Here is a 13675-nt window from a genome sequence, read left to right as displayed (position 1 = left end):
AGACCACTGGCTAGGACTGTCATTAGTCATTAGTCATTAGTCATTAGTCAGGGTTTCAAATATGTTTACGTAAAGTACATAGTTTGGTTCATTCCCGCCTACTTATTTAGCTACTTAATTTTGTCTTGCTTTTGCCAAGGAAAAATATCATCCATCAGTCAACAACCAGTCAACAATCAGTCAACAGTTAACAGTGAGGAACTTTTCAGATGGGATATATTAGCCCATTTCTGGAATGCGTAAGTTTGAGTTGGAATATAAATCACAACTCAAACTTACAACAATCATCACTGCTAAATCTTGTCAATTTTTAGCTTTTGCTGCTATACCAACAGCAGCATTAATAGAAGTTAATCCGCTTTCTTCTAATTTAGAAAGTAAACCTGTGAGAATGCGGCGTACCATCATCGGGCCTTCGTAAATCCAGCCTGTGTAAACTTGAATTAGGCTTGCACCAGCAGTAATTTTTTCCCAAGCATCGGCTGCGGAAAAGATACCACCTACGCCAATAATGGGCAATTGCCCTTGGGTTTGCTGCCAAATAAAACGAATTACTTCGGTTGAACGATCGCGTAATGGTGCGCCGCTAATTCCACCAGCTTCTTCTTCTACAGGCTTGCCAGTTTTAGCAATAATTTGCGTTTTCAGCAAATCTCGGCGAATAGTGGTGTTAGTGGCAATTAACCCCGCAATTTGATATGTATGAGCCAGAGTAATAATATCCGCGATCGCTTCCCATTCTAAATCGGGTGCTATCTTGACAAAAATCGGCTTTTGTGTGTTATTGTCTTGTTGCAATAAATCTAAGATAGAGCCGAGCATGGCTGCATCTTGGAGCGATCGCAACCCTGGCGTATTCGGAGAAGAAACATTAACAACAAAATAGTCTCCCAAATTCTGTAGTAACCGAAAACTATTCAGGTAATCGTTTGCAGCATCTTCCAGGGGGGTGACCTTAGATTTACCTAAATTGATACCTATAGGTATGCGCTGGTTTAATTCTTGTTTCCCTGATGCCAATCTTGCCGCCATTGCTGCCGCACCGCTATTATTAAAGCCCATGCGATTGAGGACAGCTTGGTCTAAAGGCAAGCGAAACAACCGGGGACGAGGATTGCCTGGTTGGGGAACAAATGTTACCGTTCCTAATTCAGTAAAACCAAAACCAAAGCTTGACCAAAGCTGGCTAGCAAGACCATCCTTGTCAAACCCAGCTGCTAAACCTAAAGGGTTGGGAAAGTTTAACCCAAAGAGATTTTGTTCTAAACGGGGGTCATATACACATAATGACTGCTCAAGCAAGTGTTTCACCCAGCTAGCAGGGGGGCGATCGCTTGTTTGGGAAAGCCAGCTAAGAGTGTTAATTGTTTTGTGGTGTAACCACTCTGGATCTGTTTTCAGCAGATTAAACAAAAGTGGTCTAATTGCTAATTGATAAATATCCATTTCCATTGGGGTTGGGGGATGGGGCGTTGGTTGCTCGTCCACAGTCAACAGTCAACAGTCAACAGTCAACAGTCAACAGTTAACATTATTTTCCAAAAAAATTCTTTATCTCCCCTAATTTTTCAATGCTATTTTTAAACGCCAGTTAGTATCATGGTGCGTTTCTGGGCATCTTATATATTACAAGTATGTTGCATAATAAACAGATGGGGCCGCCAGAAAAATCGATAGCTGCTGAAAAACAGATACATTCCTTGGGGCGTGTCCTTCAACAACTCAGGGAAGAAGATAATGTTGAAGTTTTAATCGAAACCACTATTGCTTATATTAGAGAGCACTTCGATTACCAGCTAATTTGGATTGCTCTTTACGATCGCCTGAATCATACATTATTCGGTAAAGGCGGAATTACGCCGACAAGAGAAAGTAATTTTTTATATCAGCGCCTAGTGCTTAGTCCTGGCGATTTATTAGAACAAGTCGTAATTGAACAACGCCCGTTGGGATTAGCAGATTTAAGAGTTGAACATCGGGCAGAAACATTAAAAGAAGTCGCAAAAAAATTTAAAATCCAAGGTACGGTAATTTTACCCATTCGCTATCGAGACCGATGTTTGGGTTTAGTATTACTCGGTTCCCAAAATTGGGGCTTTTTACTGGGTGGAGATGCTAAGGCCAGATTATCGATAGTATTAGCTGAATTGGGGGCAGTACTTTATCAATACGAGATAGATTTACAACAAAAGCAAGCCAAGCGCATTGATGAGCCTTTGTTGCGATTGCTAGATAGTTTACGCTCTTTAACTAACTTTGAGGAAAAACTAGAAACAGTTGTTGAAGCCACCCATCAATTTGTTGCGCCCTCAAGGACAAATATTTATTGGTTTCAACGCGAAGGACGCTCCTTTTGGTGTCGGACAAGCAATCAGCAGGTCAATCCTAGTCGTAATGCTGCTGCGCCAGGTCAACCACCATTAGGAATTTCTGCCCAAGATTTGACGGAATTTTATTATGCTTTAGCGGTCAATCAAATTGTCTGGATTGGTGAATCCCGTAGTTCTCTCAACACTCATGTGACAGGTAAACTACTACAACGGCTGCGAGTGCGATCGCTTTTAGCAGCTCCCATCATCTGTCAAAAAGACTTGCTGGGTTTTTTAGCAGTGGAAGGCTATCAATCGCGTATTTGGACTGATGCAGACAAGAATTTTATTCAAAGTGCTGCGGGATTCATCTCTTTAACAGCGCCCACGGAAAACATGGAAGCTACCATCAGCCAAATTCGCGCCGATGCTCAGTTAACTAGTCAAGTAGCTCAAGCTATTTATGGCGAGCATGACTTACAACAAGTACTACACATCTGTGCCCAGCGAGTTTTAGAGCGATTAGCTAGTACCCGCTTTTTATTGTTGCGCTACGATCCCGATCAAAATCATTATCAAATTCTCCACCAAAGCCAACTTGCAAATCGCCGACCTTTGGCATATACTCTCAATGCACTCAAAGATTTAGATAGACAGCTACTGCAACGAGCTACAGAAGCCGTCGAAATTGAGAATTTAGACGACGATTTACGATTTTTTAACTGGCGTCCGTTTTTCAGCGAAAATGGCGTCCATTCCTTGTTAATTTGCAACTGCGCTCAAGGTAGTTCGCCTACAGCCCTTGTCGTCGTTGCTCATGAAAGATATCGTTCATGGACGAATTTAGAAAAGGAACTGCTGTGGATTGTCAGTCAACAAGTTGGTGTAATTGTTCGTCAATGGCAGCTACAAGGCAATAACGAGCAGCAAAAAACTATTTTGCAAAGCTTTCAACAATGCTTGGATATTTTGGGACAAAATCAGAATCAAACAACGCAGACAGGAGAATATCTTTTAGAGCGCACTGCACTGCAACAAATTGCAGCTGTTGTCAATTGTCCCTTGGCAATTATGCTGTCTTGGTCGCCTGGTGACGATCGCGCCACAATCATTCCTGGATTAGTCTCCAATGAGGGATTTGAGGTGGTTGTTAATACATCGATTCCTATCCACACTGAAGCGCTAATTCAGTGGACAATCAGCCAAGAAAGTTACTTAAGCCTAACTATAGATGATTTACCGCCACCAACGAGAAATTGGTTGTCTGGTTATGATATCGGTCAAATTTTATTAATAGGGTTACGTACTTACACATATAGTCAGCCTACCAGCGTAGTTATTTTAGCCGATCATCGACAACGTTATTGGTCAGAACAAAGCCTGAGTGCGGCGGAAACTCTGGTTTTTCAACTGGCTTGGTTACAGCGTCAACAGGACATTACGCAACTTCTAGCGGCGACAACCAAGGATTTACAACAACTCAATTGGTATAAGCACCGCAGTTTGGAAGAAATTTACAAAGCAACAACACCATTAATCGCCCAAATCAACGATTTGGCGATTAATGCGCCAGAAAATAAAGATAAACGCACCCAGCCAATACTGCGACAATTAGAGCAGACAACAGCTGCGATCGCTCACCTGCTTCAACATGAGCAATGGGAATTACAAGTAAAATGGGAAACTGTACCCATAGCCAGTTTATTGAAAAGAGCGATCGCTAGATTAGATAATTTACTCAAACAAAATAAGCTGTGGATTGGCGTACATGGTTTAGGATCGTCAGACGCCAATCAAGACTCGAACAAAACTGCTACAGATTTGCATAATACTCAAACCTTAGCCGATCGATCCGCAATGGCGATCGCTGGCGACATGGTAAAAGTCGAACTACTGTTGCATGAATTATTGCTGACAGCCTGTCACCGTTCTCCATCTGGCGGTAGAGTTGATATTTGGTGTCGCCGTTTACAAGAAGGTATGGTAGATATTTCGATTACCGACAACGGCGAAATCGCACCACAGATTCTAGCAGAACTCAATCAAACTCAACCTAAAGATGTCTTAGCTGTATCTAGCCTCGATAAACCTCCGGGTTTGCACTTACTCATCTGCAAAAATTTCAGCCGCCAAATGAAAGGCGAATTAAATTTCTATCAATTAGAAGATGGTCGCATAGTCAGCCGTTTATTGTTGCCTTTAGCAAATTCTTGAACTCAAAACCTAGATCCCCGACTTCTTGAAGAAGTCGGGGATCTATTTACGTATATACACTTTATTAATAAGTTATTAAAACAACATTATATTTAAACTTGATTTGTGAGGGGTATAACCCACAAATTTGCAGACTTTTTACTACTAGCAAATCCTGACACTGACTGAGATTTTTCTCGATGTAAATCGCGGGAATACCACTAAAATCTCTTTAAATCAGGGCTTGGACAATTGATAGAGAGTCTCAGATACCCCAAATCTTCCGCAATCTTTCGGCAGAATGAGGGGAAATCACCCTCTAGGGGGAGTCACCCCACATTTATTTGGCAAAAGTATCCTCCGTTTGTAACAATTTAGTTATAATGTTGTTCCATCGCTCTCGCATTTTTTCTTTTATCTGCATAGTATTCACATGGGGCGTACAAGTTCTAAATCTGACTTGCCTAGCAAAATTTGTCCGGTATGCGAACGTCCCTTTACTTGGCGCAAGAAATGGCAAGATTGCTGGGACGAAGTTAAATACTGCTCAGAACGTTGCCGCCGTCGGCGTTCTGAAGTTAAAAATAAAACCAACTCAAACTAACACCACACAGACGCAAATAGCGCAAACAATATATGAAGTTACAGGTGCAGCCAAAATTAATTATTCATGGAGGGGCTGGGAGTTCACTACACGGTAAAGGTGGAGTGGAGGCGGTGCGCCAAGCGCTTTATCAAGTGGTAGAGGAAGTGTATTCTCTGCTAGCTTCGGGAGCAAATGCTTCTGAAGCTGTGGTGCTAGGTTGCCAATTATTGGAAGATAACCCCCGCTTTAATGCTGGTACTGGTTCGGTACTGCAATCTGACGGACAAATTCGCATGAGTGCATCTCTGATGGATGGAACATTACGACGCTTTAGTGGTGTCATTAATGTCTCGCGGGTAAAAAATCCGATCCAGTTAGCACAATTTTTACAAACATCTCCAGACAGGGTACTGTCAGATTACGGTTCAGCAGAATTGGCAAGAGAGTTACAAATTCCTAGCTATAATGCTTTGACTGATTTGCGGTTGCAAGAATGGATACAGGAACGGCAGGATAATTTTAAAAGTACAATGGCTGGAGTGGTTGCCGAGCCGGAACTTGTGGAAAGCAGTAATGCTGGACGCGGCACTATCGGGGTAGTCGCTTTAGATACTTATGGTAGATTAGCTGCTGGTACTTCTACTGGTGGTAAAGGCTTTGAGCGGATTGGTAGAGTGAGCGATTCGGCTATGCCTGCGGGTAATTATGCCACAACTAAAGCTGCAGTAAGCTGTACGGGAATTGGGGAAGATATTATTGATGAATGTCTAGCCGCCAAAATAGTTGTGCGTGTAACTGATGGGATGTCGTTGCAAGAGGCGATGCAACGCTCATTTGCGGAAGCCGATGACAATCAACGGGATTTTGGCGCGATCGCATTGGATGCAACAGGCGCGATCGCTTGGGGTAAAACCAGTCAAGTTTTACTCGCCGCTTACCATGACGGTTATAAGCTAGGCGATACCTTAGAACTACCAGTAGCGACAAATGTTGGTTCTATCGTTAATCCTGATTGAAGTATTTAAAATTCAGTAATTATCACTAAGATTAAAAGAGCCAAGATTCATGAATATCTTGGCTCTTTACTATTTGAGGGTTAACTATCTGAAAGAGAATTAACGAAACAGTTGCGGTGCTACAAGATACCCGACTTTCTCAAGAATTCGGGTATTTGATACCAATTTAAATAGTTTTTGCGGCACATCAATATATTCTAGAGGGCATGGCAGTGCCATGCCCCTACGATCTGTCGCATTCTTTTTTGAAATTAGATGACTGCTGATAACTCATCAAACTTTGAGGCTGGTTAACGAGTCTTTGATACTGGTTAATGAGTCTTTGAGGCTGATTAACGAGTCTTTGAGGCTGGTTAACGAGTCTTTGATACTGGTTAATGAGTCTTTGATACTGATTAATGAGTCTTTGATACTGATTAAGGAGTCTTTGAGGCTGATTAACGAGTCTTTGAGGCTGATTAACGAGTCTTTGATACTGGTTAATGAGTCTTTGAGGCTGATTAACGAGTCTTTGATACTGGTTAATGAGTCTTTGAGGCTGGTTAACGAGTCTTTGATACTGGTTAATTACAAAAAATAGCACCAATTAGATTATCGACACAGTCAGGGCACAGTACTAAACGTCTGGCGTTGAAATAGATATATCATGAATGACTTGTCCCTACAGATATTGCTGGAAATGAGAATAGCTAGAGGAGAAAGTGCGATCGCTATTTAACTCGTGAAAAAACTGACAGGTGATGGGTGACCTGAGATTCGAACTCAGAACCAGCGGATTAAGAGTCCGATGCTCTACCGTTGAGCTAGTCACCCATATAAAAAGTGATTATAGCAAATGGCTGGCGGCTTTGCTAGTCCTAAATCTGAGCAATTTTTAGGCTGTCGGGAATTTCACGATAAAGCTGGTTCCCCCGGCTACAGTTTCTACTTGAATTGCACCGCCTAAATGTTTCACCATTTTTTCGACTAATGCTAGTTCTAGCCCAGTTCCGCTATGTTTCCAAGGATCGTTTTTGGCAAGGTGATAAAACGGCTGGAAAATTTTTGCCTGTTGTTTGGCGGATATTTCTAACCCGGAATTGTGGAAGCTAATCTGCATCATATCTGCTATCAAGTATGCAGATACGGTAATTGTCTCGCCTGCTGGTGTGTATTTGCAGACATGGCTTAAAATTTCGGTGACAATGCGCTCTAATTCGGTGATATCTGTTTCTAAAGGTGGGAGTGCTGTTTGAATCTCCAGTTTTAAATGCTGACGCTGACAGGCTGTGACTTCGCGAAAGGATTGGATAATCGGTAGCAGCCAGGTTTGTAAATCGATGGGGATGAGGGTATGGCGATCGAGTGGGGTTTGGGTTTGGGTGAGTGTCAGTAAGTCTTTGATTAATTTGCTACTTCTGCCACATTCGCTATGGAGAATCTGCAATAGTTGGGAAACTATATCTTTATCGGCTAATTTCTCGGTTGTGAGGATACTTTCTAGGGTTTGGGCTGCAAGGCTGATGCTGGTGATGGGTGTACGCAATTCTTGGGCGAGGGTGCGGAGAAATTCGCTTTTGCGGCGATCGCTTTTATTTAATTCTTGCGCCTGGGTTTGGATAGTTTCATTCAAGCGAGATTGACGTAGAGCGATCGCACATTCATTGGCGATTTGCGCCACTATTTCCTGTTCCCATTCATCAAATGGTTGTTGTGTGGCGCGAATCACCCAAAGATTACCAATCGTTCCTTGAGCATCAAATATCGGGTAAGCTATCTGCGTAATTAACCGGATTTTGGGTTGCCATCCCGGTAAAATTTCTACAGAATGCAGAGGTTGTTTTTGCAATAATTTTTGATAAATTTCGGGGAAGTCTGCAACTGATTTCGTTAATCCTGCACAGAATGGGGGGCTATTGCTATATTCATAGACGATGGTTGCTGTGGTGCTGTTACTATCGTAAAGTTCCAGATGACAGCGATCGCTTTGTAATAATTGAGCTAATTCTGCAACTACTGTTTCTAGTATCTGGTTAATATCTACATTGTCGCGAAGTTGTGCTGTAATCCATCGCGTCAGCTGTTGAAATACTTGGATTCTCTGCAACTGGGCTGTATAGTTATGCCTTTGTAACTCGATTTCAGCTTTGAGTTGCTGTACTTGCTGCTGAAGTTCTATTTGCTGGGTGGCAATACCAATTTGATTGGCGAGATGCTTAAGTAAGTCTATTTCTGAATCTTGCCATTGATGGGGTTGATGGCAATGCTGGGCAATTAATAATCCCCATAATTGCTGCTGGGAGAGAATGGGGACAACTAAATTCGCTCTGACTTGCAAAGAGGCGAGAAAGTCAATTTGACAGGGATGTAACCCAGCTGCGTAGATATCTTCAATGACTTGAATTCCACCTCGTTGATAGCGATCGCGATTTTTACTACTAAAGCAAGGATCGGTGATATTTTGATTTAATAAGGGGCCGCTAGCAGCTATAGTAGCTTCAGCAACGATCGCATCATCCCCATCAACTATGAATCGGTAAACTAAAACGCGATCGCTATCTAATAAATTCCGCGCTTCTTTAACTATTTGTGAGAGAATCGTATCTAAATCTTCAGCTTGACCTATTCTTTGGGCGATCGCTTCTACTAGTTTTGCTCTTTGCTGTTGCAAGCGATCGCTGCGTTCTACTGGTTTGCTTGGTGTAATATTACTGCTAGTGCCAATTAAGCGATAAATCCTTGAGTTAGCATCTCGCAAGGGCGTTAAAGTCGTACTCCACCAAGTTTTCACTCCTTGAAATTGCAAGCATTGTTCGTAGGAAATAGTTTTACCAAACCGCACGCAATCGCTATAATGCTGACGTACCTTAACCGCATCTGCTGGTGAGAGAATATCCTCCGGTTTTTTTCCTTTGAGTTCATCCGAGCGAATTCCAATCCAGCGTTCGTGAGTTGGGTTTAACGCCACATAGCGAAAATCCCCATCTTCGAGAACATCCACCACAAAAATCGATGCTTGCCCAGAATCGTAGATGCTCAGTAGAAATTGCTCGCTACTACTTTGATCCGCATTTGTTCCGAACAGAAAGTAAGGCGGTGATAGTGGTTTCATCTCTACAATAGATTCGGATTGATTAATATTCATGCGAGAGTCCCTGTATGGTGTTACTGACTCATCTAGGCGCTCTCGTAATTTTTCTGATAGTAAAAATCCCCCTTAGCGCCTACAGCAAAGGATTGTCAGCCTTTATTTGTGGGTATTTTGTTTCTTTTTCTATTGACAATCAAAAATCTCGAAAAGCCTATAAAAGTAAGCTTAAAATTTTCCTCTTCATGAAAAACTGAAATGCATGAACAGGTTAGTGCAAAGAGAATCGAGTTTTGATTGTTAACAATTCCTTAAGATTTTTGCACATATTTTATGTACAATCAAGCCCGAACGTCAAGATTTGCAATAATTCTTTATGGTTGACTGTTGACTGTTGACTGTTGACTGCGGCTACAACTGACAATTGTACAGACGCGATTAATCGCGTCTCTACTGACTATTGATCAATATATACATATTCATTCCGGTGAGGATAGCAACTGCTAACCAAGCGATCGCTAAACCGATGACTTCGCCTAAAAATATTTCGCTGATTTGGTGTAAAATCATACCGATAGCCGAACCTATAGATAAAGCGATCGCCCAACTTACCCCACTCATAAATATCCAGCGCCAAGCGAGAGGGATATATTGATAAATCGCTAACCATTGAGCGATACCTAGAACTAAACCGCCTAATGTGCCGGAAAATGCACTATCAAGGATTCTGAAGGGGAAAAATTCTGTAGTGGGGACATACCAACCTAATACACCTACACCCATAAAAGGAATCGCAATCCAAGCGCTAACGGTGAAAAATAACCAGCGTACAGCAAAGCCAGTGTGTTTGAGGATGAGCATTTGCGCTGAGGCGATCGCTAAAGAGCCAATAAAAGCTTGTAAAATCCCTACATCCGGCTTTTCACCAATTTCAATGAAGAGTAAACTCAGCACAAAACCGCTAAAAGTAGCGATCGCCCATTGTAATGTAAAGCTAAATTGAGTTTTTGCTGGTGCAAATAGCATCAAATTCTCTTTGGTAGTAGGATTGGTCTTGTTGCTTTGGCTGTAAATATTTCTTGAAATACTCTGCGCCTATGTTGTGGCGCTTCTGGGGAGATATAACCCCATAAACTTTCCCAGTAGAAAAATGAAATACCGGAAAATTTGCGATCGCGTACTACTTGTACCTGTTCTCTAATTTGCGCGATATCCACAGAATTTCGTAAAGTTCCCGTCGTAATTCCAATTGCTACCGGAATTTGACTGCGCGCCAATTCCAGCGCCGGCTGTTCTAATTCCCGAATAAAACTATTTTTATCATCGCGATAAACTTGCAAAATCAATTCATCAATCAAACCCTTTTTGATCCAATCTTCCCAATTTTGTAAATAATATTTGTAAGCGAAAGCTTGTGAATTAGGAGATAAAGAAATTTTAGCGTATGGTTTAATCGCCTTCACAGCTTGATAAATTGCTGCCATAAAATCAGTAATTTTATCGGCTCGCCAACGCATCCATTCTGGGTTAAAAGGATTGTTTGGTGGACTTTTACCATCATGTTCTTGTTGATAAAGCTCAACAGTAAAAGCATCGTAACCAAACTGTACAGGCATCCCAAAATGATCGTCAAGTTGAATTCCATCTACATCATAATTGCTCACAACTTCCACAATTAACTCTTGAATAAATTCCTGTACTTGCGGATGTAGAGGATTTAGCCAAGCTTGCTTAGTAGTGTGATTATTTTCGATTTCCTCCGGAGTAATTTCGTTAACAGATTTAATTCCTGCTTGCCCAATTGTTAACCAATCTGTATATCTTCTCGCCAATTCCGAATTAGATGGCGTCATCAACCCATATTCAAACCAAGGAATAATACTTAAACCTTTAGGTTTAGCCAGTTTAATAAACTTAGCTAAAACATCATCTCCCCCATGCATGAATTTCAGGAAAGGTTGAGTATTTACTCCTATAAATTTCTGAGCTACTGCACTATCATAAAAAGTATGTCCTCGATTCCAGACTACAGGATAAATCGTATTAAAGTTAAGTGCTGTAAGTTGATTAATAGCACGATTAATCCCCCAAGGTATAAATAACACCCCACTAGCAACATTAGTTAGCCAAACCCCACGAATTTCTGTTGTAGTTGGACGACTAATTTTTGGTTCATTAGCTGATTGAGAAGGAAGCGAAAATATTACTATAAATAATAGTAATCCCAAACACAGCCAGTAACAAAAATAACGGCGGGCAAACCGATTCATTTGTAGGTTTGACTTACTTTTCAAAAGATATCAGGAATATATATATTTACTAAATAAAATGAAATAATCCGGATTATTTATATCAAAAATAATTTGTAATTACACAAAATCAATAGAATTATAAATCAATACAGCTGTGTAGGTTGGGTTGAGGAACGAAACCCAACACCAAGGCAGCTTTGTTGGGTTTCGCTACAATTATCCTTAACTGAACCGTATTGAATTAGAAATTACCAAATTTAAATATGGTGGGTAATACCCACCATACAGTTATGGCTATGAGTAAACACAAATGACAAATGACAAATGACAAATGACAAATGATTTCTTAAAAACGTTCCACACCATCAAATTGCTTGATATTTGCTATATTTGCAGCTTCACCGCAAGTGCGAGGAGTCGGAAATATTTTTTCTGGATTAGCTAAACCTCGCGGATTAAATACTTGTCTCACCCATTGCATAGTTTCTAAATCAGCTTGACTAAACATATCAGGCATATAACATTTTTTATCTGCACCAATCCCATGTTCGCCAGAAATGCTACCGCCAACTCTCACACAAAGTTTAAGAATTTCCCCACCTAATTCTTCAACTTTTTCTAAAGCTCCAGAGATAGCATTATCATAAAGAATTAGTGGATGCAAGTTACCATCACCTGCATGAAAAACATTGGCGACACGGTAACCAAATTTCTGACTTAATGCCTCAATTTCTTGTAACACATAAGGTAATTGTGTCCGAGGAATAACCCCATCTTGCACATAATAATCAGGGCTTAAATGTCCCGCAGCCGCAAACGCAGCTTTGCGCCCTTTCCAAAGTTTTAAGCGCGTTTCTGGATCGCTAGCAGAAGTTACATTTCTCGCACCATTTCGTTTACAAATATCAATGACTCGTTGTTTATTTCCTGCAACTTCTACTTCCAAACCGTCAATTTCTATGAGTAAAATTGCTGTTGCATCACGGGGATAACAATTTGTAGCTACAACATCTTCCACAGCATTAATACTAAAGTTATCCATCATTTCCATACCACCAGGAATAATCCCCGCACTGATGATATCGGAAACCGTAGCCCCAGCTGCTTCTACACTTGTAAAATCTGCTAACAATACACAAATTGATTCAGCAGTTTTGAGAATTTTTAAGGTAATTTCTGTAGCAATTCCCAAAGTACCTTCGGAACCCACAAATATACCTGTTAAATCATAACCAGGCATTTCCGGAATTTGTCCGCCGACATCGACAATTTCCCCATCGGGAAGCACGAGTTTTAAACCTAAAACATGGTTAGTCGTCACACCATATTTGAGACAATGTACTCCACCAGAATTTTCAGCAATGTTACCGCCAATTGAGCAGATAATTTGGCTGGAAGGATCTGGAGCATAGTAAAAACCAGCACCACTAACAGCTTGTGTTACCCAACTATTAATCACTCCTGGTTGCACTACAGCACGTTGATTATCTAAATCAATGCTGAGTATTTGCCGCATTAAAGAAGTAACAATTAAAACTGAATCTTCTAGCGGTAACGCACCACCAGATAAACCAGTTCCCGAACCCCGCGCAATAAAGGGAAGAGAGAATTGGTTACATATCTTTACAGCTGCTGCAACTTGTTCTGTAGTTCTGGGTAGTACAACAATAGCCGGACGTTGACGATAGCCTGTTAAACCATCACACTCATAAGTGATGAGTTCTTCGCGCCGTTGTACCACGCCATTTTTACCAAGAACAGCCTCAAAAGCGTTAACGATTGGTTTCCAGTTACGTTGTTGGGTAAGCATAAGTGTTGTGTAATGGGGATGCACTGGTAATGCTAAATAATATTGTGACAGGAGTTACAAGGAAGCGATCGCATTTTTAGCATTGTTTTCCTGAGTGCGATCGTCTTCTTCCCATCTATCTCATCAACTAAACTATGAATAATGCCCTCAAATAGTGGATAAAGTCATGGTTGAGCAACTTCTAATCAATAATGATGATTACTATGTGCCAGATGCCAACCAGTTAGTTACTGAAGATGATACACCTGCGGACAATTTCGCATCTGCCCAACAACAACGCCTTTTAGTTACCTCTATTTACACTTCCCTACAGCAACAAACTTTTTTAGCTGAGGCTAAGAGGGTGTTTGAAAAGTTTTTAGGGGTCAAATTTTATGCTAGCCGCCTCACCATAATACGGATCATAGCAAGGTAGATAAAGGTTTCTGAAGTTTCGGGTAAT

Annotated in this window: 8 protein-coding genes, 1 tRNA gene and 1 pseudogene; 4 read left to right on the top strand and 6 right to left on the bottom strand. The window is 41.1% G+C overall.

Annotation, left to right across the window (positions count from 1 at the left end; all coding sequences use genetic code 11):
* Positions 1-303: 303 nt before the first annotated feature.
* Positions 304-1446: a quinone-dependent dihydroorotate dehydrogenase gene (locus tag H6G08_RS13430; protein WP_190543227.1), complete on the bottom strand. Its 1143-nt coding sequence runs from the start codon at positions 1444-1446 to the stop codon at positions 304-306.
* 206 nt (positions 1447-1652) lie between these two features.
* Between H6G08_RS13430 and H6G08_RS13425 the strand changes: the two genes are divergently transcribed.
* The 3 genes from H6G08_RS13425 to H6G08_RS13415 all read left to right on the top strand — a co-directional run bounded on the left by H6G08_RS13425 (position 1653) and on the right by H6G08_RS13415 (position 6104).
* Positions 1653-4523, top strand: a complete 2871-nt coding sequence (locus H6G08_RS13425) for a sensor histidine kinase (protein WP_190543224.1) — start codon at positions 1653-1655, stop codon at positions 4521-4523.
* A gap of 412 nt (positions 4524-4935) precedes the next feature.
* Positions 4936-5106 carry a DUF2256 domain-containing protein gene (locus tag H6G08_RS13420; RefSeq protein WP_096645391.1) on the top strand — a complete coding sequence of 57 codons (171 nt, stop codon included), beginning with the start codon at positions 4936-4938 and terminating at the stop codon, positions 5104-5106.
* Positions 5107-5138: 32 nt separating this feature from the next.
* Positions 5139-6104, top strand: coding sequence for an isoaspartyl peptidase/L-asparaginase (locus tag H6G08_RS13415; RefSeq protein ID WP_190543048.1), 966 nt, complete (start codon positions 5139-5141; stop codon positions 6102-6104).
* Between the two features lie 741 nt (positions 6105-6845).
* On the opposite strand, the gene H6G08_RS13410 is transcribed toward H6G08_RS13415, so the two are convergent.
* From H6G08_RS13410 to glcD, 5 genes are all read right to left on the bottom strand, one after another.
* Positions 6846-6917 (bottom strand) — tRNA-Lys (locus H6G08_RS13410).
* Positions 6918-6978: 61 nt separating this feature from the next.
* On the bottom strand, positions 6979-9228 hold the full coding sequence (locus H6G08_RS13405; protein WP_190543045.1) for a sensor histidine kinase: 2250 nt from the start codon (positions 9226-9228) through the stop codon (positions 6979-6981).
* Positions 9229-9621: 393 nt separating this feature from the next.
* A complete protein-coding gene (locus H6G08_RS13400) occupies positions 9622-10197 on the bottom strand; it encodes a hypothetical protein (RefSeq protein ID WP_190543042.1) in 576 nt (191 codons plus the stop codon).
* Positions 10197-11441 carry a glycoside hydrolase family 10-like protein gene (locus tag H6G08_RS13395; protein WP_190543038.1) on the bottom strand — a complete coding sequence of 415 codons (1245 nt, stop codon included), beginning with the start codon at positions 11439-11441 and terminating at the stop codon, positions 10197-10199. Before H6G08_RS13395 ends, H6G08_RS13400 begins: the two co-directional genes overlap by 1 nt.
* Before the next feature lie 328 nt (positions 11442-11769).
* A complete protein-coding gene (gene glcD, locus H6G08_RS13390; protein WP_190543035.1) occupies positions 11770-13233 on the bottom strand; it encodes a glycolate oxidase subunit GlcD in 1464 nt (487 codons plus the stop codon).
* A gap of 166 nt (positions 13234-13399) precedes the next feature.
* Here glcD and H6G08_RS13385 point away from each other — a divergent pair.
* Positions 13400-13570: pseudogene (locus H6G08_RS13385) on the top strand (Uma2 family endonuclease); the annotation flags it as partial.
* Positions 13571-13675 lie beyond the last annotated feature (105 nt).

The organism is Calothrix anomala FACHB-343 (genome assembly GCF_014696435.1).
Taxonomy (GTDB): domain Bacteria; phylum Cyanobacteriota; class Cyanobacteriia; order Cyanobacteriales; family Nostocaceae; genus Aulosira; species Aulosira anomala_A.
Note: the sequence above shows the minus strand (reverse complement) of the source record. Positions and strands in the feature narration are given on the sequence as shown.

Coding starts and splice junctions, on each gene's coding strand:
- H6G08_RS13430 (WP_190543227.1), bottom strand. CDS start 1,446: ATGGATATTTATCAATTAGCAATTAGACCACTTTTGTTTAATCTGCTG.
- H6G08_RS13425 (WP_190543224.1), top strand. CDS start 1,653: ATGGGGCCGCCAGAAAAATCGATAGCTGCTGAAAAACAGATACATTCC.
- H6G08_RS13420 (WP_096645391.1), top strand. CDS start 4,936: ATGGGGCGTACAAGTTCTAAATCTGACTTGCCTAGCAAAATTTGTCCG.
- H6G08_RS13415 (WP_190543048.1), top strand. CDS start 5,139: ATGAAGTTACAGGTGCAGCCAAAATTAATTATTCATGGAGGGGCTGGG.
- H6G08_RS13405 (WP_190543045.1), bottom strand. CDS start 9,228: ATGAATATTAATCAATCCGAATCTATTGTAGAGATGAAACCACTATCA.
- H6G08_RS13400 (WP_190543042.1), bottom strand. CDS start 10,197: ATGCTATTTGCACCAGCAAAAACTCAATTTAGCTTTACATTACAATGG.
- H6G08_RS13395 (WP_190543038.1), bottom strand. CDS start 11,441: ATGAATCGGTTTGCCCGCCGTTATTTTTGTTACTGGCTGTGTTTGGGA.
- glcD (WP_190543035.1), bottom strand. CDS start 13,233: ATGCTTACCCAACAACGTAACTGGAAACCAATCGTTAACGCTTTTGAG.